This is a genomic window from Pontixanthobacter aestiaquae (genome assembly GCF_009827455.1).
In the GTDB taxonomy this organism is placed as follows: Bacteria; Pseudomonadota; Alphaproteobacteria; order Sphingomonadales; family Sphingomonadaceae; genus Pontixanthobacter; species Pontixanthobacter aestiaquae.
In genome coordinates this window covers 2,564,287-2,583,808 of sequence record NZ_WTYZ01000001.1, presented here as the reverse complement: position 1 = coordinate 2,583,808, position 19,522 = coordinate 2,564,287, and the positions used below count along the sequence as shown (strand labels likewise).

Here is a 19,522-nt window from a genome sequence, read left to right as displayed (position 1 = left end):
GATGAACTGAGTTGGCCGCCAAACAGCCTCCATCACCGCTCGGCGGATTGCAACTTGGCAAAGGCGAATTGTCGCGCAGGGTGGCTTTGGCGCGAGAAGCCAATCCCGAGCCAGCGCCGCGCCCAAAAATACGGCACACTCTCGCCGAGGCGCGAGCGGTCGTGGAGCCAGCGCTACGTCTGTTCCGCACAATGGAGATTGCTGAAACGCAGTCACCTCAGACGGTGATGCTTTTGCCAGGCTTTGGCACCCATCCGGTGCGCATGAAATATATGGCGCAGCAGATCGAGAGGGCAGGGCATACGGTCAAGCGCTGGGGTATGGGTTTTAACTTTGGCCCGACGCCGGAGAATGTTGCCTTTCTGGAAGAGCGACTGGTCGATATTCATGAGCGTTATGGTCGGGACGTGGTTTTAGTCGGCTGGAGCCTTGGGGGGCTGTTCGCGCGCGAACTGGCGAAACGGCATCCGGGCAAGGTGGCGAAAGTCATTACGATGGGCTCGCCCTTCAGCGGCAATCCGCGTGCCAACAATGCGTGGCGTATTTATCAGTTCATCGCAGGCCACAAAGTCGACCAGCCGCCCATTGAAGGTGATGTCAGCGAGAAACCGCCGGTAGAAACGATCGCCTTCTGGAGCGCCCGCGATGGCATTGTCAGTCCGCGATGCACTTGCGGTAAAGAGGGCGAGCGTGATCGCGCGGTCGCTTTGCGGTGCAATCACATCGGCTTTTCCTACTCACCCGAATGTATTCGCGCGATTTTGCGGGAACTAGGAGACAACTGAGGCTTTGGTTCTATAAGGTTGCAACTGGGTAGCCGGTTGGGCGCGCTATTATCGTGTCTACGACACAAGCATTTTCGGGGATCCATGAGCGAGGCGCCAGCCAATTTTGATGAGATGTATGCGGAGGGCGGATCAGTTCGCCCTGCCTATGGCGGCTATTGCGAATGGTACGACCAGCAGGATCCTTCTTGGCTGAAGCGCAAGCACCGCGAAGCCGAAAGCAATTTCCGCAAAACCGGCATTACATTCAATGTCTACGGCGAGGATGAAGCCGAAGAGCGCCTGATCCCGTTTGATATGGTGCCGCGTGTTATTGGCGCAGGCGAGTGGCGGCGACTGGTTCGCGGTATCGAGCAGCGCGTCAGTGCGCTGAATGCCTTTATGTACGATCTGTACCACAGGCAGGAAATTATCCGCGCCGGACGCGTTCCGCAGCGGCTGTTCCAAAACAATGCCGCATGGCTCCAGCAGATGGTTGGCTTCACACCGCCGGGCGGTGTCTATTCGCATATCGTCGGAATCGATCTGGTGCGGACCGGACCGGATGAGTGGTATGTGCTGGAAGATAATGCGCGAACGCCATCGGGTGTGAGTTACATGCTCGAGAACCGGGAAACGATGATGGCGATGTTCCCAGAGCTTTTCTCGCAAGTCGATGTTGAACCCGTTGCGACCTATCCGCGCCAGCTGGCGAATAGCCTTGCGGCTTGCGCGCCGCCAGCGACCAAGGGCAAACCCACAGTTGCCGTGCTGACGCCAGGCATATTCAACAGTGCCTATTTTGAACACGCTTTCCTTGCCGATCAAATGGGCGCGGAGCTGGTAGAAGGCAGCGATCTGCGGGTTATGGATGGCCGTGTGCAAATGCGTACCACGCGCGGTTTCCAGCCACTCGATGTGATTTATCGCCGGATCGATGATGAATATCTTGACCCGTTGACTTTCAATCCGGATTCGATGCTCGGTGTACCCGGTATCATGGATGTGTATCGTGCAGGCGGCGTGACGATCGCGAATGCGCCTGGCACAGGTGTCTGTGACGATAAGGCAGTTTACAGCTTTATGCCGGAAATCGTCGAATTCTATACCGGCGAGAAGCCGCTGCTACCCAATGTACAGACATGGCGCTGCGCGGATGAAGACAGCCTAGCTTATGTGCTCGACAATCTGGAAGAGCTAGTCATCAAAGAAGTTCACGGTTCGGGCGGCTATGGAATGCTCATTGGACCGACGGCTTCGAAAAAAGAGATCGCGACTTTCCGCAAGAAACTGCAAGCGACACCGGAAAACTACATCGCACAGCCCACACTTGCGCTGTCGACCACGCCGATCTTTACCAATAGCGGGCTCGCCCCGCGCCACGTTGATTTGCGGCCCTATGTTCTGGTCTCGCCCAAGGGCGTTGACATAACGCCGGGTGGTCTGACGCGGGTGGCTCTCAAAAAGGGATCGTTGGTGGTGAATTCCAGTCAAGGTGGCGGTACCAAAGATACGTGGGTGCTCAAAGACTGATGGCTGTTCCGGATATTCTTGCGAGGCGTGCATGTTAGGTCGCACAGCCAACGGATTGTTCTGGATGTTCCGTTATCTGGAGCGGGCGGAGAACACTGCGCGCTTGGTTGATGCCGGACTGCGGATGGCGCTCACGCGCGATCATACCAAGGCGAAGGAAGAATGGCGTTCGGTCATTGTTACGTCAGGGAAAAAATCCGCTTTCGAGGCTAAGTACGAAGACGATTATTCTGGCCCCAATGTCTGGAATTTTATCCTTCGCGACAAAGAGAATAGTGCCAACATCCTGAGCACATTCGAGCAAGTGCGCACCAATGCACGGCTGGTACGCAACGTTATCAGCAGCGAGGTCTGGGAGGCGGTCAATATCAGCTGGATGCAACTGCAAGATGATCTCAAGCGCCCCGTTGCGCAGGGCAATCTCGGTAAAGTTGTCGGCGATGTCCGCCGCGCTGGGATGCAAGTGCACGGCGCGATGGCGGGTTCGATGCTACGTGATGCGGGCTTCCATTTCGCGCGGGCAGGAACATTCGTGGAGCGCGGTGACAGCATCGCGCGTATTCTTGACATCAAATACTATTTGCTGCTGCCGTCGCTATCCTATGTCGGGTCTAGCCTCGACACTGGGCAATGGGACAACGTGTTGCGTTCGGTTTCGGGCGACCGGGCCTATCGCTGGCTTAACGCGGGCGAGATTGACGCACGCGGCATTGTCGAGTTTCTTGTATTGGATGATCGCTTCCCTCGCAGCTTGGCTTTCTGCCACTCCGCTCTGCGTGACAATTTGGCGGCGCTTGCCAGGCTTCACCACAGTGAAGGTCTGTGCAACGAATTGATGCGCGATGCCGATACGGAAATGAGCGCAACCACTATTGACGATATTTTCGATACTGGCCTGCACCAGTTTCTCATCGACTTTAGCAATCGCAACAGCGCCATCGCCACAGCGATCGCGGAAGATTACAGGTTCATCGCGTGAGATTATCCATACGCCATAACACTCGCTATCGTTTCAGAGAGCCGGTCGTACATGCCCTTCAAAGGCTGCGCCTGACGCCGAAGGAAACGCAAGGTCAGAAAATTCTCGACTGGAAGATGTCATACGAGAACGCCGAAGCCGAGATCGAGTATGATGACCAGAATTTCAATACCGTTACATTGGTTGCTGTCGAACCCGGCGCTCGCGAAGTTCTGATCAGCTGCGAAGGGTTGGTGGATACGGAAGACAATGCCGGGGTGATCGGCCGTCATTCAGGCCATTTGCCGCTATGGAGTTTCCTTGGCCAAACCGCGCTCACCAAGCCAGGCCCAGCCGTCAACAAGATGCTCAGCGATATTGGGCCTCAAGAGGGAACAAAGCTCGATGGGTTGCACGCCCTTTCTGAAAGGATTCGTTCTGACGTTGCCTATATGACGGGCCAGACCGGCGTTAAGACCACAGCAGAGGAAGCGGCCTCCCAAGGCAGCGGTGTGTGCCAGGACCATGCGCATATTTTCATCGGTGCGGCGCGGGCAATGGATATCCCCGCGCGCTATGTCAGTGGCTATCTGATGATGAATGACCGGGTGGAACAAGATGCTACCCATGCCTGGGCAGAAGCGCATGTCGACGGGCTGGGGTGGGTCGGGTTCGATATATCCAATGGTATAAGTCCTGATCCGCGCTACGTACGTGTCGCGACAGGGCGGGATTATCGCGATGCATCGCCGATAACAGGGATCACCTTCGGATCGTCTAGCGAAGATCTTCAAGTCGATGTCGAAGTCGAACAGCACCAAGTCCAGCAATGATGTAATCTAGCGAATTCGGATGGACCGTTCGGTTTCCTCAGTGTAATTGCGTGTGATACCGGCAACTGACCGGATGAAGGATTTCTCATGACATATTGCGTTGGAATGGTGCTCGATAAGGGCCTGGTAATGATGAGCGACACCCGCACGAATTCGGGTGTCGACAATATCTCTGTATTCAAAAAGATGTTTCATTGGGCGGTGCCGGGCGATCGCATTCTGTCGATTATGACGGCAGGTAATCTTGCGACTACGCAAGCAGTGATCAGCCAGCTAGAGGAGCGCACTAAAGCGCCCGGTGATCGCGACAATTCGCTGTTGAAAGCGCCGACGATGTTTCAGGTTGCGTCTGAGATTGGGAAATTGCTCCGCGAAACGATCACCAAAACCCAAGAAGACAACGGTGCGCGCGGTAAAGGACGCTTCACCGCATCGATCATTCTTGGCGGGCAGATCGAGGGCATGGAGCCGCGCCTGTTCCATATTTACCCCGAAGGCAACTTTATCGAAGCGAGTTTTGACACACCTTTCTTCCAGATTGGTGAAACCAAATATGGCCGACCGATCCTGATCCGGGGGTACGATAAGGATATGAGCTTTGAAGACGCGGTGAAACTGGTGATGGTATCATTCGATTCGACGCTCAAAGCCAATTTATCTGTTGGTCTTCCGCTCGATCTGATGGTAATCGAGCGCGATACTTTCCAGGCAGGGCATGTCCGGCGGATATCGTCAGATGATCCGTATTTTCAATCTATATCATCGAGTTGGGGCGATGCTCTGAAAACGGCGTTCCATTCCTTACCCAACTATTCTATTCCCGATAAATAGGGACTTTCACGAAGTATCATAATCCAATTTGGATGTATTGAAAATCCGCAATTAACGCCCTTGGTGAAAAATATACCTACTTAGTAAATCGAATTCGGTTTTACTGTGAAGTGCGTGTTGATCCGTAGTGCGGCACCTTGCTGTGCATGGATAAACATTGCACACTTCATTTCGTCAGCCCGTCAACCCGGCAACGTGCTGAACAGGCTTCGATCGCATTCGATCTCGGATATCATGCCGAAGTCTATTCGGACATTGCCGAGCTTATTGCACATGCACCGAAAGACGGGATCGTCATTGCCCTCGATGATTCAGCGACTGGAGGGATTGCCGGACTGATTGAAGATTTGGCGGCCGCGGGCCTATGGTTGCCTGTTATCGGGACTGCTGAACATCCAGAGCCGGCCCGGGTTGTGGACGGAATGAAAGCGGGGGCGATCCATTTTTTGGCGCTCCCGCTCGATATGGACATGTTCGACACCACGCTGTCACGGTTGGGCGGAGAGGCGGCGGAATTTGGCAAAGCGCGCCGCAAAATGATTGATGCCCGTAGCTTGATTGCGAACCTTTCTAAGCGCGAGCGAGAAGTGCTCGACTGGTTGACGAAGGGACAGAGCAACAAGGCGATTGCCCGCGAGTTGGATATCAGCCCGCGCACCGTTGAAATCCACCGCGCCAATATGATGCACAAGCTGGGCGCGCATCATGCGGCAGAAGCGGTCAGGGTGCGGCTGGAAGCACAGATCGATAGCACTCCAAACGCGGCATAGACTTCAGCGGCAAAACGCACCGTTACCCACTTCCAGATGGAAATGGTCGCGGTGATCGGCGTTGTAATCGGGACTCAGAACCGTTCCGAACCTCTTGCACGCGCTCCCCCGGACCACTCGTAGGAACTCACGCTCTTCCGCTGTTCCGGCATTCCAGTCATCCAGCACGCTCACCGTCCTCCCATCGGCCAACACAAACGCCGCGACATCGATTGCCTCTGCCCGCGAGTGGGCGGAGCGGCGATCCGACCGTGCGACATTGCGGCAGGCATAGCTGCCCATGGTTTCGATCCTCAGCAGCGGGCTGCCCAAGATCTGCCGCGCTGCCCGGTCCACGCCGTATCGCGCCCACCCCGCAAAAGCGTTGGCGGTGGGGCACGTGACCGGGCCCAGATTGGCGAGAGCAAAGCTCGCCCTGTCACCCCGCAATTCCGACAAGCGCACCGTGTTGAAATTGGTGCAGCCCTGGCCCAGCGTCCGGTCGGGCAGCGGGATGTAGCGCGATCCGGTCCGGTCCAATTGCGCCAGACATTGGCGCGCTGTTCCCGATACCGGCATGCTCGCCGATTGCGTACTGCGCGGCGCGCCGGAGCGATCCGAACCGGCGGGCAGCAGGCTACACCCGCCCAGCACAGCAGACGCAGCAATCAGGAGAGCAATACGTACCATCACCGCCATATTTGCGGCAGACGGTTAATACCCGCCTAACAGCGCGCCTGCACGTCCTTCTGCTCGGGCCTCTACCCGGGCGCTTCGACCTGTTCCCACAATTCGATCTTCACACCATCGGGATCGAGCAGCCACGCGAACTTGCCGTATCCCTCGTCAACGCTATCGAGGATTTCGACATCGCGGCTTTTCAGCACTTCGACAAATCCGTCCAGATCATCGACCCGCAGATTGATCATAAACCCGCCTTTGCCCGGCTTGATATAGGCATCATCCTTGAAATGGCTGATCAGCGAATAGGGCGTGTCACCGGTCTCTTCCGACCAGTTCAATTGCGGCCCGTATTCGCAATCGATGCCCAGCTTCTCGCGGTACCATTCGCGCGTCGCCGCAGGGTCCTGCGCAACATAAAACACGCCGCCCAATCCAGTGATCTTGGCCATAGTGCTGTCTCCGGTTTGGCCCCGAGTCGGAGCGTGACGATGGCGCGAACTTTGCGAATTTTGCCCGTGTGAGCATCACTCATAATAAGTTCGCGCCGCCCGCGCCTCTCGTCAGGGCGTAATACAACATGGCGAAGCTAGCAGGGAAGCGGCGTGTAGGAAAACATGCAGGGAAATGCCCCCGACGAAACGCAGGCGATTGACGCAGGTCCGCGCACGCCTTAACTGCCAATGATATATTGTAACATTCGAGTCTCTCATGCAAAATACCGTCACTTACGATCGCGCCGCCGTTGCGCTCAGCCTGTTCTGCATCGCGCACTGCATCGCCTTGCCGGTGCTGGCGATCACGCTGCCATTTTTGGCCGTGTTTGCAGAGGCGGAGTGGGTCCATCGGGTGCTGGCAGTATTGGCCGTGCTCGCCTCGCTGTCGGTGATCGCATCCGCACACACATCGCGCACACCGCTTTTTCTGGTGCCGGCACTGACGGGGCTGGGCCTGATTATTGGCGGACTGTTTGCCGAGAATTTCGGCATGGACGAGACACTACCGACAGTTGCCGGCGGCATGCTGCTGGCGGCGGCGCATATTTACCGGATTTTCAAGCACAGCTGATCGCCGCACTTGGCCAGCGAGCAGGTTGAGGCGGGGGTAACACTTTCAGCACCTTGGCAGGAATGTCAGGGGCGCTAGAACGGGGGCGGACACCACGGCAGGGGAATGCTCAATGGACATCGCTGGTTATCTTGCCGAAATCACAGAGATTTATGACGGCGGCGAGGCGACCGAGCACAGTTACCGCGCACCATTACAACGCCTGTTCGAAAGTATCGACGATAGCGCGCGGGTGATCAATGAACCCAAGCGCAGCGAAGGCGGGATGCCCGACTTCCTGTTCCACCGCGATGGCGTTGCATTCGGCTGGGCAGAGGCGAAAGATCTGCCCAAGGATGTCGTCAAGCTGAAAGGCTACAGCGTAGAGCAGCGCAAACGCTACGAAGCGGCCTATCCCAATCTTCTCTATACCAACGGCGTCGATTTCGAATTTATCCGCGAAGGCGATGTGGTCCACCACACCTCGATTGCGGATTTCATGGGCGCGCTTGGCAGTTTGCAACCGCTGCCCGACAAGTTTGACGAGCTAGAGCGCCAGCTGAAGAGCTTCACCGCGCAAAAACCGATCAGCATTCGCAGCGCGCAGAAACTGGCGGAGATGATGGCGGGCAAGGCGGCGATCATTAAGGACGAAGTCGGCATTGCGCTGACCGATGATCCCGATTTCCGCAGCGGGCTGGGCCGTCAGTTCAACACGTTCAAAGACAATTTGCTGCCCAATCTGACCCCGGGCGAATTTGCCGATATCTACGCGGAAACGATTACTTACGGTATGTTTGCCGCGCGGCTGCATGACGATACGCTGGACACGTTCAGCCGTCAGGAGGCACTGGAAAAGCTGCCCAAGTCCAACCCGTTCCTGCGCGGTCTGTTCCAGTTTATCGCGGGATACGACATTCCCGACCGGCTGAAATATGTGGTCGATGATCTGGCAGAGGTGCTGCGCGCCAGCGATCCGCACGCTCTGTTCGAGGAATTCGGCAAATTCACCGCGCGCAACGATCCGTTTATCCATTTTTACGAGACGTTTCTGGCGGCTTACAACCCGAAGAAACGCAAGGCGCGCGGCGTCTGGTACACGCCGGAACCGGTGGTCGATTTCATCGTGCGCGCGGTCGACGATGTACTGAAAAGCGAATTCGGCATTGCCGACGGTCTGGCGGATACCGGCAAAGTGTCGGTGGATTGGGACACCGGCCAAACGGACAAAAAAGGCAAAGCAGTCACGATCAAGAAGGATGTGCACCGCGTGCAAATCCTCGATCCGGCGACCGGTACGGGCACGTTTCTGGCCAAAACCGTACAGACCATCGCCGACCGGGTGAAGGCGCGCGCGCCGGGCAAATGGTCATCCTATGTCGAGGAAGAATTGCTGCCGCGCCTGCACGGGTTCGAGCTGCTGATGGCCAGCTATGCCATGTGCCATATGAAGCTGGATATGCAGCTGACCGAAAGCGGCTATGTGCCGGGTTCGGGCACCAAACCGGCAGACTGGCCCGCCGATAAGCAATGGCCGCCACGCCTGTCGGTGTGGCTGACCAACGCGCTGGAACCGGCAGAGCGCGAAGTGAAAGATTTGTTCTTCCAACAACTGGCCGATGAAGCGCGTGGAGCGAGCGAGGTAAAGCGGCAGACGCCGATTATGTGCGTGATCGGGAACCCGCCTTATTCGGGTGAAAGCGCCAATAAGGGCGATCACATTATGGGGCTGATGGAAGCCTACAAGATGGAGCCGGGCGGCAAGGAGAAGCTCAAAGAGCGCAACCCCAAATGGATCAATGACGATTACGTCAAATTCATCCGCATGAGTGAGGATTTGATCGCCAAGAACCCGTCAGGCGGCGTGCTCGGCTTCATCACCAATCACGGTTATCTCGACAACCCGACCTTTCGCGGAATGCGCTGGCATCTGCTCAAGACTTTTGACAAGATTTGGGTGCTGGACCTGCATGGAAACTCCAAGAAGAAGGAAGTCTCACCTGACGGTTCGCCCGACAAAAATGTGTTTGATATTCAGCAGGGCGTAGCGCTGATTGTCGCTGTGCGGAAAGGTGCCGGTAGCGATGAGTTGGCCGAGGTATGGCACGGTGACTTGTGGGGAAGTCGGAACGCGAAGAGTGTAGCATTGGGATCTGGTCGAACCAAGACCATGTCAGATTCAAAACTAGAGCATCGTTTTCCGAACCTCCCTTTCGAACTCCGGGATTATGATCGTCTCGAGAAATATGAAGACGGCTTTTCACTCATCAAATTACTTCCGATCAACTCGACTGGGGTTCTGACGGCAAGAGACGCACTAGCCATTGATATCGACAAGAGACGACTAGCCAGACGAGTAGACGATTTTCGGGAATTACCTGAGACGGAGTTGCGCGACAAATATGCCCTTGGAAAAGACTCTCGTGACTGGAAAATTTCCTTTGCGAAAAAAGACGTGATTCAAAACTCATCTGAAGAAAACTTCAGGCAGATTTCGTATCGACCGCTCGATCCTCGTTGGACCTACTACACAGGCAACAACCGCGGGTTTCATACAAATCCACGTTATGATGTGATGCGTCACTTCTTGCTAGGTGCGAACTTGGCTTTCGCGATTTGCCGACAGTCCGTCGTGAATGACTGGTGTCATGCCCTAGTGGTGGAGCAACTGGGAGACGACAGCTTCGTCTCTAATCGGTCTAAAGAGCGAGCATATTATCAACCCATCTACATCTACCCCGATGAAAATGCAGACCAAGCCGACGCGCTGGCCCCGACCGAACGCACACTCAACCTCGACCCCAAACTCTACGCTACAATCTGCAAAGCCGCCGGAATTGATCCTGATGATACCGATATGGCGCGCACCAAATCCCTCTCTCTGGAGGGAGACGGAGGAGCACCGGAAGGTACGGAGGGTGTGGGTGGTCGGCGGTCCAGTGGCGCGGAACCCCCACCCCCGACCCCTCCCCATGGGGAGGGGGGCACCGCCAATTTTCGCGCGCCCACCGGCGATGCGCGCCCGTCCGAGGTCAAAGTCTTCGACTACATCTATGGCGTGTTGCACTCGCCGGATTACCGCGAAACCTTTGCTGAATTTCTCAAGATCGACTTCCCGCGCATTCCCTATCCGGCCAATGCGGAAGTGTTCAAACATGTCAGCGAAAAGGGCGAAGCGCTGCGCCGTCTGCACCTGATGGAACCCGCCGCCATCGGCGAGGCGCTTTATCCCTTTATGGGTGACGTCGAGGAGAGCGAAGATGATAGCGTCGTCGCCCCGGGCTATCCGAAGTTCGAGGCACACACCAAATCCGTTCGTGCTGAGCCTGTCGAAGCACCGTCCCTCACTTCGAGTGCCGCGCAACAAGAAAAGAACAGCCCTTCGACAGGCTCAGGGCGAACGGGAAGAGTGCTGATCAACAAGCACCAATATTTCAGTGACGTGCCCGAAGCTGCGTGGAATTTCTATATTGGCGGGTATCAGCCCGCGCAGAAATGGCTGAAAGACCGCAAGGGCCGGGCGCTGTCATGGGACGACATCACGCATTACCAGAACATCGTCAAAATCCTGCTCGAAACCGGCCGGATCATGGGCGAGATCGAGCTGCCGCTGGAGGGGGATTGAGTCTTTTTTGTTGTGGTCCCTCAAGCGCCGGGCGCAGCACGTCCGTGCTGCTTGGCTGCCTCGCATAAGCTCGGGCGGGCGGTCGCCCTTGCGGTTCGCTAGGCGCAAACCGGGCTAGCGCGTTGCATTAATGTTAAGCCTAGGCGGATGCCACAGTCTTCCCCGTCACCCCGCTCACCACCCAAATCGCGATCCACGCCGCCACGAAGCCCGGGATGATCTCGTAAAGCCCTGCGCCGCCCATAAATTCGGCGTTCCAGCCGAGCGCGATCCAGCCTGCGACGACGGCTGCTCCGGTTACCAGACCCGCCACTGCGCCTGCGCCGGTCATCTTGTCCCATGTCAGCGACAGGATAATCAGCGGGCCGAAGGCGGCGCCGAAGCCGGCCCATGCGTTGGAGACGAGGCCCAGAACCTGCGCGTCGGGATCGCGCGCGATGGCTATCGCCAGCAGCGCGACGAGCAGGACGCAGAAGCGGCCGACATTGACCGTCTCGCGCTCGCTGGCGTCCTTGCGCAGGAACAGGCGGTAGAAATCCTCGGTCAGGCTGCTGGAGGCGACCAATAGCTGCGAGCTGATTGTGCTCATGATCGCGGCAAGCAATGCGGCGAGCAGGAAGCCGGTGATCAGCGGGTGGAACAAAGTGCCCGCGAGGATGATAAAGATCGTCTCCGGATCCTCCACCACGATGCCGTTCTGCTCGGCAAAAGCGCGTCCGGCGATGGCGACGCCGACTGCGCCGATCAGCGCCAAACCCATCCAACTCATGCCGATGCGGCGCGCGGTTGTGACTGCCTCGACCGAGCGGACCGCCATGAAGCGCACGATGATATGCGGCTGCCCGAAATAGCCGAGGCCCCATGCGACGGTGCTGAGGAAGCCGACCAGCGTCAGCCCGCCAAACAGGCTGAGATAATTGGCATTGCCCGCCGCCTCTGCCGCGCGCGCCGCTGCGTTCAGATCGGTGCCGCCCATCAGGATAACCACCGGCATCAGCACCAGCGCGACCACCATGATGCAGCCTTGGACAAAGTCGGTCAGGCTGACCGCCAGAAACCCGCCGACCATCGTATAGGCCAGCACCACGCCTGCGGTAATCCAGATGCCGATCATGTAGTCCGACAAACCCAATCCGCCGAATAGTCCGGCAAAGCTCGTCTCGAACAGCTTGCCGCCGCCGACCAGTCCGGCCGCTGTATAAACCGCGAAGAAGGCCACGATGATGATGGCGGCTGTCACACGCAGCGCCACGGCCTTGTCGGGGAAGCGGTTGGCGAGGAATTGCGGGATGGTCAGCGCATTGCCCAGATCCTCAGTCTGCTTGCGCAGGCGGGGCGCGACGACGATCCAGTTGATCCACGCGCCGATAAACAGTCCGATCCCGATCCACGCCTCGACCAGTCCAGCGGCATAGAGCGCTCCCGGCAGGCCGAGCAGCAACCACCCCGACATGTCCGATGCGCCCGCGGAGAGCGCCGCCACCGCCGGATGCAGATTGCGTCCGCCCAGCAAATAGCCCTCGCTGTCGGATGTCGATTTGCGCCATGCATAGAGCCCGATGGCGAGCATCAGGACGAAATAGGCCGCGAGCGAGATGTAAGTTCCGGTTTCCATGCGCGGCTCCGTAACAAAGGTGGGCGGGGCTGGCCATGGGTCAGGACCGAAATGGCTTCCCATGCATTGATAGCGCAGCCCACTCTTTCAAAGGACTCATTCACATGAACTCTGGCCTCGCTCGCTTTACTGGCAAAACTGTCATCGTCACCGGCTCCTCCAGCGGGATTGGCGAGGGGATTGCGCGGCGCTTTGCCGAGGAAGGCGCGAATATTGTGCTCAATTCGCGCAACCGTGCAGATTGCGAGAAAGTGGCGGAGACGCTGGATGCTGATCGCACGCTGATTGTCGAGGGCGATGTCAGCTCGCCCGAATTTGCCGCGCGGATCGTGCGCAAGACGGTCGAGCAGTTTGGCGCGCTCGATGTGCTGGTCAACAATGCCGGGATTGCGCGGATGGGGCAGCTTGCCGATGCGCGCGACAAGGACATCGATGCGGTGATCGATATCAATGTGAAAGGCGTGCTGTATCTCAGCCGTTCGGCCATTCCGGAACTGCTCAAGACCAAGGGCAATATCATCAATATCGCCAGCGTTTCCGGCCTTGGCGGCGACTGGATGATGCCGATCTACAATGCGTCGAAAGGCGCGGTGGTCAATCTGACCCGCGCGATGGCGCTGCAATTGGGCGCGCAGGGCGTGCGGGTGAACTGCGTGTGCCCCTCGCTCACCAGATCGGACATGACCGATGGCGTAACCGACAATGACGGCGCAATGAAAGCGATCAAGAACCGCATGCCGCTGGGCCGCGCGGCAGAGCCGGAGGAAATCGCCGGTCCGGTGGCGTTTCTGGCGTCGGAGGATGCGGTGTTTGTGACCGGTGTGAATATGGCCGTCGATGGCGGTGTCAGCGCCTCCAACGGACAGCCGAATTTCTTCGGGTAGGTTTCTTCGATAATCTTTGCAGCGCGGTGTAACCAGACATGGCGCGCGCGCGAATGACCCTCGGATAGCTTATATATCCAAGGGACTGATTGTGGCTGATCCAGTTTACCACGCGATTTTGAGTTCGGACTGAAAAGTGGATGTCGGCTCGCGTAAAAACTTAGCACGCAGCTAGACCGTAACGTTGCCAGTCCCGGCAAGTGTCGCCTTCGCGGTCGTTATGGTGGCCTGCTCATTTAGTCCGTTGGCTTTAGAGGTTCGATGCGTTCAAATCCCTTGGTCTTTCTAAAGTTCATCTCGTGATTGAAATTCGCCAAAGAGTCTGACGGATCAAGGCCGCTCAGGTTTAAGCGTTCAAAAGTATCCCTAACGAAAAGCACTGATAATATTGGCGCGTCTTCCAAATGCCCAGTTTTAGTGTTTAGCATCGTTGCAGAACACGTCACATGACACTCATCCAGCGGGAGATTACCAAAGATATCCCCAGCAAGTCTCAGTGCAACGCTGCAGACATAGTCTTGGTAAAGCTCGTTGAATTCGCCTTTCGGCATTTTTGTTTTCGATAGCTTGCCGCTTTGTAATTGCTTCAGTCGAAAAGTTGGAACAATATCATCAGCTTCGGAAACAAGTGGCATGGCATGGACTGAGTTATCGTCGATCTTAAATTGAATCGACTGTCCGAGGTACAATTCTTCTCCGTCATAAAGCACCGAAATCACTTCGCTGTATGCAGACTTTTCTCCGTCAAGTACGCGAGTTGCTAGGTGCGCATCTTCTTCGCGCTCCTGCTCAGCTATGAGATACTCGCTGCGTTTGCGCGCAAACTCATCGCTGTCAGCAGCGATAGCGTCTGCAAGAGCCGCATCCAATCGTTCGCGTCTCCGCGAAGTGCCGCCAAAAACAAAGTCAAATATTCTTGGTTGGAAGTTCTCGATGTTGGCGAGCGCTTCCGCTTGGTGCCTTTTCTCGGGCTTCGGCTCGACTAAAGGTGGAGCATTAGCAATGCTCTGCCAATTGATATCGTCGGCTTTGTCCGTGTGCACGCTTATGATGTCGTCGAGATACTGTTTCCAATCATCGACTGCTTGCCCTGCTTCTTCAATTTGTTGGGCCTTAAATTCTGCTTTTCTTCTGCGCTCGGCTTCACGTTCTGCAGCGCGCATTGCTGCAGATACCGAACGAACCGTACCTTTCCACCCCATTACTCAACCCTCCAAAATAGAAAGGAAGTGTTGCACGAGTTGTTGTGTAATTGAAAGGAGCTCTAATCCTCCGCGCGTTTCTTTTCTTTCTTGCGCTCGTTCGGGTCGAGCGTTGCTTTGCGCAGGCGGATGTTTTCGGGGGTTACTTCGACCATTTCATCATTGTCGATGTAAGCGATAGCCTGTTCCAGCGTCATCACTTTGGGCGGGGTCAGGCGGATGGCGTCATCCTTGCCGCTTGAGCGGAAGTTGGTCAGCTGCTTCGATTTCATGGGGTTGACTTCCATGTCCTCGGGCTTGGCGTTTTCGCCGATGATCATGCCTTCATACAGCTTCTCTTTCGGCTTCACGAACAGGATGCCGCGCTCCTCAAGCATGTTGAGAGCATAGGTGATGGCTTCACCGTTTTCGCGGCTGATCAAAACGCCGTTCTGGCGGCCGCCGATTTTGCCTTTATACGGACCGTATTTCTCGAACAGGCGGTTCATGATGCCGGTGCCGCGCGTGTCGGTCAGGAATTCGCCGTGATAGCCGATCAGGCCGCGCGAGGGGGCGCTGAACGTGATGCGGGTCTTGCCGCCGCCGCTTGGGCGCATATCGGTCATTTCGCCTTTGCGCAGGGCCAGCTTTTCGACGACGGTGCCCGAATATTCATCATCGACGTCGATCACGACGGTTTCGTATGGTTCGGTGCGTTTGCCGTTCTCGTCTTCGCGGAACAGGACGCGCGGACGGCTGATGCCGAGTTCGAAACCTTCGCGGCGCATTGTTTCGATCAGAACGCCCAGCTGCAATTCGCCGCGGCCAGCGACTTCAAAGCTGTCTTTGTCGCTGGATTCGGTGACTTTGATTGCGACGTTGCTTTCGGCCTCGCGGGCCAGGCGGTCGCGGATCATGCGCGATGTAACCTTGGTGCCTTCGCGGCCCGCCAGCGGGCTGTCATTGACGGCAAAACGCATCGACAATGTTGGCGGATCGATCGGCTGTGCTTGCAGAGGCTCGGTCACGTCGGGATCGCAGATCGTGTTCGACACAGTTGCAACGGTGAGGCCGGCCAGCGAGATGATGTCGCCTGCTTTCGCTTCCTCAACCGGCACACGGTCGAGACCTTCGAAGGACATTAGCTTCGATGCGCGGCCCGTTTCGATAACTTTGCCATCCCCATCAAGCGCATGGATCGGCGAGTTCACCTTGATGGTTCCGGACTCGACTTTGCCGGTCAGGACGCGGCCGAGGAAATTATCGCGGTCGAGCAATGTCACGAGGAATTTGAACGGCGCATCGACGTCGGCCTGCGGGGCAGGGACGTGGCTGACGATGGTTTCGAAAAGCGGGGTCAGATCGCCGCTGCGCGCGTTGATGTCGTCGCTGGCGTAGCCGTCACGGCCCGAGGCGTAGAGCACCGGAAAATCGAGCTGCTCGTCATTGGCGTCGAGCGAAACGAACAGGTCGAACACTTCGTCGAGCACTTCTTCGGCGCGGCCATCGGGACGGTCGATCTTGTTGACGACCACGATAGGCTTGAGGCCAAGCGCAAGCGCTTTGCCGGTTACGAATTTGGTTTGCGGCATCGCGCCTTCGCTGCTGTCGACCAGCAGGATGACGCCGTCGACCATCGACAAAATCCGTTCCACTTCGCCGCCGAAATCTGCGTGTCCGGGTGTATCGACAATGTTGATCCGGCGGGCATTTTCGCCTTCACCATATTCGACCGACGTACATTTCGCGAGAATGGTGATTCCGCGCTCTTTTTCCAGATCGTTGGAATCCATGGCCCGCTCTTCCACGCGCTGGTTCTCGCGGAAAGTGCCGGACTGGCGGAAAAGCTGGTCGACAAGTGTGGTTTTGCCGTGGTCGACGTGGGCGATAATCGCCACGTTGCGCTGGTTAGCGGACATTGATTTGTGCTTTCGGTTTATGTGCTGGCTTTTGTGCGGCGCAGCATAATCTGTGTAATATGGCGCGCGCCCTAGCGGAGAGCCTGTGAAACAGCAAGCGTTGCGGGGTAAAATCGGCTGTGGCTTATGTGCAACAAATGGATAGCGCACGGGAGTTACCGCGAAAGGTTACGTAACGTAAGGCTTTCACTCCGGCGATTTTAAGGGCATACCTATGCATACAGTTAAGACTGGGATCGGGGAGCGTTCACCATAAGGGCGGCTCGATCACAACATAGGATGGGAGAATCCATGAAAATTACTACACGTAATTCTGGCGTAGCCACGCGTGCTACGCTGTTCGCTGGTGTTGCTGCTCTCGGGCTTGCAATGCCTTCCGTCGCATTTGCTCAAGACGCTGATGACGGCGCTGAGGAAGAGGGCGCCGTTGATGACAATGTGATCATCGTTACTGCGTCCAAGCGGGAGCAGACATTGCAGGAAACGCCGATTTCGGTTTCCGTTACTACCGGCCAAACCCTGGAAGACGCGCAAATTCGCGACGTTCTCGACCTGCAAACAGTAGCGCCTTCGCTGCGCGTCAGCCAGTTGCAGACATCGTCGGCATCGACATTCATTATTCGCGGTTTTGGTAACGGCGATAACAACTTCGGCATCGAGCCATCGGTTGGCGTGTTCATCGACGGTGTATTCCGTTCACGCTCGGCCGCATCTTTGTCCGATTTGCCCAATGTTCAGCGCATCGAAGTTCTGAACGGCCCCCAGTCAACCCTGTTCGGTAAGAACGCATCAGCCGGTGTCATTTCGGTTGTCACGCGTGAGCCACAATTCGAATTCGGTGGTGCGGTCGAAGCTGTTTACGGTAATTTCAACAACGTCGTCATCAAAGGCGATGTGACCGGCCCGATCACTGACACAATCGCGTTCTCTCTCGACGGTAGCTACAACCGCCGTGACGGTTACGCGACTATCGTCAATCTGAATGAAGAGCAGAACAATCGCAATCGCTGGTCCACACGCGGCCAGTTGCTGATTGAACCAACTCCGGAATTCAAGATCCGCGCGATTGCCGATTATTCGAAGATTGATGAGGTCTGCTGCCAGGTCAGCACGCTTGTCGCTGGTCCGGTTACCGGTGCGATCAATGCGGTTGGCGGCCAATTGAGCACCGACTTCTTCAGCTACGACGCGTTTCTGAACTTTGTCCCTACGAACGAAGTCGAGAATTACGGCGGCTCGATCCAGATGGATTACGAAACCGATACGCTGCAATTCACGTCGATCACGTCCTATCGTGAGCTGAAAAACTTCTTCCTGTCGGACATTGATTACACCAGCGCATCGATTGCTACGGAAACCCGTGACCAGTCGGTTGAAACGTTCACACAGGAATTCCGCGTAGCTTCGGATTTCGACGGACCGATCAACTTCTTGCTTGGTGGTTATTACTTCGACGAAAGCATCACGCAGGATAGTGCGATCCAGAACGGCAGCGATATCCGGACCGTGTTCGAACTGTTGACCCCAACGGGCCCAGGCACATTCCTCGTTGTTGAAACAGGACTTGGGCTTCAACTGAACACTATTTTCAACACACCGCTTCTGTCCGAAGAAACCTTCGCGATGGACAATACGTCCTACTCGATCTTCGGTACTGTTGATTTCGAGCCTTTCGACGGTCTCGTGATCACGGGTGGCTTCAACTACACCGATGACAAGAAAGACTTTGCACTTTCGCAGAACAGTCCCGATCCACTTGGTCAAGTCAACCTTGTGGACGCGTTTATCACTCTCGCATCAGGCGGTACTGTCACCACCCGCGACCAGTTCCAAGCCCTCCCGCAAGCGAACCAAGATGCATTGCTGGCAGCAGCAACCGGACCGGGTAACCCGTTCCTTGGATTGCAAGCATTCCAGTTCCAGCCGCCATTCCTGACTATTCCGAATGCGGTTGAAGATGGCAAAACGCGTGATGACAAATTCACTTATCTGGGCCGCGTAGCGTATCAGGTGTCGGACTCGATCAACATCTACGCCAGCTACGCCACGGGCTTCAAAGCCAGCTCGGTCAATTTGTCTCGTGACAGCCGTCCATCATCGGCAGATTTTGTGGCGGGGCCGAGCGGATCGTTCTTCGCTGCTCCTGACTCGCCGATCACCAATGCGGGCTTGGCTGTTGCTAACCTGCGCAGCGGTTCACGTTTTGCTGGTCCCGAGAATGCCGAAGTGTACGAGCTCGGCTTTAAAGGTCAATGGCCGGGTCTAAGCGTTAACATGGCCGTTTTCGATCAGACGATCAAAGGCTTCCAAAGCTTGGCATTCACCGGAACCGGTTTTGCTCTGCAAAATGCCGGTCAGCAATCTGTGAAGGGTTTCGAGCTCGACAGCACAATCAATCCCGCTGACGGTCTGGTCCTGACATTTGCGATGACTTACCTTGATCCGCTGTTCGATGATTTCCCGGGCAGTGTTCTGGGCGATCTGACAGGTGTAACGCCTGCTGGTATCCCTGAAATCGCGATCTCTACTTCGGCGACATACTCGCATGAATTCGGGGCGAGCGGTAACATGCTGGTTACGCGTGTTGACTACAATCACGAAAGCAACACGCCGATCAATAACGGCCTGCCGACGTTCAACGCGCAACTGGGCAACACCCAGATATTTAGCCGTGAAGTGAACCTGGTAAACGCGTCGACGACGCTGAAGCTGGAGAACGGCATCGAAGTTGGTGCCTTCGTGCGTAACCTGCTCAACAACCAATATATCACTACGGTGTTTGACGGTGTGGCGCAGGCCGGTACGGTTTCGGGTTACCCGAGCGCACCGCGCACTTACGGTGGCGTTGTTCGCTTCAAGTTCTAAGCCGAACTTTAGCCAATCAAGCAAAAGGGGCCGCCGC

The 19,522-nt window shown here is 56.5% G+C and carries 15 protein-coding genes; 10 read left to right on the top strand and 5 right to left on the bottom strand.

Annotated features, from left to right (window positions below):
• Positions 1-11: 11 nt before the first annotated feature.
• The 6 genes from GRI35_RS12325 (at position 12) to GRI35_RS12300 (ending at position 5,689) form a co-directional block, all read left to right on the top strand.
• Entirely contained in the window at positions 12-785 is a 774-nt protein-coding gene (locus GRI35_RS12325; RefSeq protein WP_235900216.1) for an esterase/lipase family protein, read from the top strand.
• 84 nt (positions 786-869) lie between these two features.
• Complete coding sequence (locus tag GRI35_RS12320) at positions 870-2,297, top strand: circularly permuted type 2 ATP-grasp protein (RefSeq protein WP_160614429.1); 1,428 nt, start codon at positions 870-872, stop codon at positions 2,295-2,297.
• 31 nt (positions 2,298-2,328) lie between these two features.
• Positions 2,329-3,276 carry an alpha-E domain-containing protein gene (locus GRI35_RS12315; RefSeq protein ID WP_160614428.1) on the top strand — a complete coding sequence of 316 codons (948 nt, stop codon included), beginning with the start codon at positions 2,329-2,331 and terminating at the stop codon, positions 3,274-3,276.
• Positions 3,273-4,088 (top strand): transglutaminase family protein, encoded by an 816-nt coding sequence (locus tag GRI35_RS12310; RefSeq protein ID WP_160614427.1) that lies wholly within the window; start codon positions 3,273-3,275, stop codon positions 4,086-4,088. The genes GRI35_RS12315 and GRI35_RS12310 overlap by 4 nt, the downstream gene beginning before the upstream one ends.
• A gap of 87 nt (positions 4,089-4,175) precedes the next feature.
• Positions 4,176-4,919, top strand: a complete 744-nt coding sequence (locus tag GRI35_RS12305; protein WP_160614426.1) for a proteasome-type protease — start codon at positions 4,176-4,178, stop codon at positions 4,917-4,919.
• Between the two features lie 146 nt (positions 4,920-5,065).
• Positions 5,066-5,689, top strand: coding sequence for a response regulator transcription factor (locus GRI35_RS12300; RefSeq protein WP_160614425.1), 624 nt, complete (start codon positions 5,066-5,068; stop codon positions 5,687-5,689).
• A 3-nt stretch (positions 5,690-5,692) separates the two neighbouring features.
• Here GRI35_RS12300 and GRI35_RS12295 read toward each other — a convergent pair whose 3' ends face one another.
• Both GRI35_RS12295 and GRI35_RS12290 read right to left on the bottom strand, forming a co-directional pair.
• Positions 5,693-6,358 (bottom strand): extensin family protein, encoded by a 666-nt coding sequence (locus GRI35_RS12295; RefSeq protein ID WP_235900215.1) that lies wholly within the window; start codon positions 6,356-6,358, stop codon positions 5,693-5,695.
• 71 nt (positions 6,359-6,429) lie between these two features.
• On the bottom strand, positions 6,430-6,801 hold the full coding sequence (locus GRI35_RS12290; protein ID WP_160614423.1) for a VOC family protein: 372 nt from the start codon (positions 6,799-6,801) through the stop codon (positions 6,430-6,432).
• Between the two features lie 259 nt (positions 6,802-7,060).
• On the opposite strand from GRI35_RS12290, the gene GRI35_RS12285 reads away from it, so the two are divergent.
• Positions 7,061-7,417: a MerC domain-containing protein gene (locus GRI35_RS12285; RefSeq protein ID WP_160614422.1), complete on the top strand. Its 357-nt coding sequence runs from the start codon at positions 7,061-7,063 to the stop codon at positions 7,415-7,417.
• 112 nt (positions 7,418-7,529) lie between these two features.
• A complete protein-coding gene (locus tag GRI35_RS12280) occupies positions 7,530-11,021 on the top strand; it encodes a type ISP restriction/modification enzyme (protein WP_160614421.1) in 3,492 nt (1,163 codons plus the stop codon).
• A 139-nt stretch (positions 11,022-11,160) separates the two neighbouring features.
• Here the strand turns inward: GRI35_RS12280 and putP are convergent, their stop codons facing one another.
• Positions 11,161-12,636: a sodium/proline symporter PutP gene (gene putP / locus GRI35_RS12275; protein WP_160614420.1), complete on the bottom strand. Its 1,476-nt coding sequence runs from the start codon at positions 12,634-12,636 to the stop codon at positions 11,161-11,163.
• A 104-nt stretch (positions 12,637-12,740) separates the two neighbouring features.
• Between putP and GRI35_RS12270 the strand changes: the two genes are divergently transcribed.
• On the top strand, positions 12,741-13,520 hold the full coding sequence (locus GRI35_RS12270; RefSeq protein ID WP_160614419.1) for an SDR family NAD(P)-dependent oxidoreductase: 780 nt from the start codon (positions 12,741-12,743) through the stop codon (positions 13,518-13,520).
• 236 nt (positions 13,521-13,756) lie between these two features.
• Here GRI35_RS12270 and GRI35_RS12265 read toward each other — a convergent pair whose 3' ends face one another.
• On the bottom strand, positions 13,757-14,722 hold the full coding sequence (locus tag GRI35_RS12265) for a hypothetical protein (RefSeq protein ID WP_160614418.1): 966 nt from the start codon (positions 14,720-14,722) through the stop codon (positions 13,757-13,759).
• A 62-nt stretch (positions 14,723-14,784) separates the two neighbouring features.
• Positions 14,785-16,620, bottom strand: a complete 1,836-nt coding sequence (gene typA, locus GRI35_RS12260) for a translational GTPase TypA (RefSeq protein WP_160614417.1) — start codon at positions 16,618-16,620, stop codon at positions 14,785-14,787.
• A gap of 291 nt (positions 16,621-16,911) precedes the next feature.
• Here typA and GRI35_RS12255 point away from each other — a divergent pair, with 291 nt between their 5' ends.
• Positions 16,912-19,485 (top strand): TonB-dependent receptor, encoded by a 2,574-nt coding sequence (locus tag GRI35_RS12255; protein ID WP_160614416.1) that lies wholly within the window; start codon positions 16,912-16,914, stop codon positions 19,483-19,485.
• The last annotated feature ends 37 nt before the right edge of the window (positions 19,486-19,522 follow it).

What these genes read in the sequence shown, in the direction of transcription:
- GRI35_RS12315 (WP_160614428.1), top strand. Translation starts at nt 2,329, where the DNA reads ATGTTAGGTCGCACAGCCAACGGATTGTTCTGGATGTTCCGTTATCTG.
- GRI35_RS12305 (WP_160614426.1), top strand. Translation starts at nt 4,176, where the DNA reads ATGACATATTGCGTTGGAATGGTGCTCGATAAGGGCCTGGTAATGATG.
- GRI35_RS12270 (WP_160614419.1), top strand. Translation starts at nt 12,741, where the DNA reads ATGAACTCTGGCCTCGCTCGCTTTACTGGCAAAACTGTCATCGTCACC.
- GRI35_RS12290 (WP_160614423.1), bottom strand. Translation starts at nt 6,801, where the DNA reads ATGGCCAAGATCACTGGATTGGGCGGCGTGTTTTATGTTGCGCAGGAC.
- GRI35_RS12280 (WP_160614421.1), top strand. Translation starts at nt 7,530, where the DNA reads ATGGACATCGCTGGTTATCTTGCCGAAATCACAGAGATTTATGACGGC.
- GRI35_RS12300 (WP_160614425.1), top strand. Translation starts at nt 5,066, where the DNA reads ATGGATAAACATTGCACACTTCATTTCGTCAGCCCGTCAACCCGGCAA.
- GRI35_RS12285 (WP_160614422.1), top strand. Translation starts at nt 7,061, where the DNA reads ATGCAAAATACCGTCACTTACGATCGCGCCGCCGTTGCGCTCAGCCTG.
- GRI35_RS12320 (WP_160614429.1), top strand. Translation starts at nt 870, where the DNA reads ATGAGCGAGGCGCCAGCCAATTTTGATGAGATGTATGCGGAGGGCGGA.
- GRI35_RS12255 (WP_160614416.1), top strand. Translation starts at nt 16,912, where the DNA reads ATGAAAATTACTACACGTAATTCTGGCGTAGCCACGCGTGCTACGCTG.
- GRI35_RS12265 (WP_160614418.1), bottom strand. Translation starts at nt 14,722, where the DNA reads ATGGGGTGGAAAGGTACGGTTCGTTCGGTATCTGCAGCAATGCGCGCT.
- GRI35_RS12295 (WP_235900215.1), bottom strand. Translation starts at nt 6,358, where the DNA reads ATGGTACGTATTGCTCTCCTGATTGCTGCGTCTGCTGTGCTGGGCGGG.
- putP (WP_160614420.1), bottom strand. Translation starts at nt 12,636, where the DNA reads ATGGAAACCGGAACTTACATCTCGCTCGCGGCCTATTTCGTCCTGATG.
- typA (WP_160614417.1), bottom strand. Translation starts at nt 16,620, where the DNA reads ATGTCCGCTAACCAGCGCAACGTGGCGATTATCGCCCACGTCGACCAC.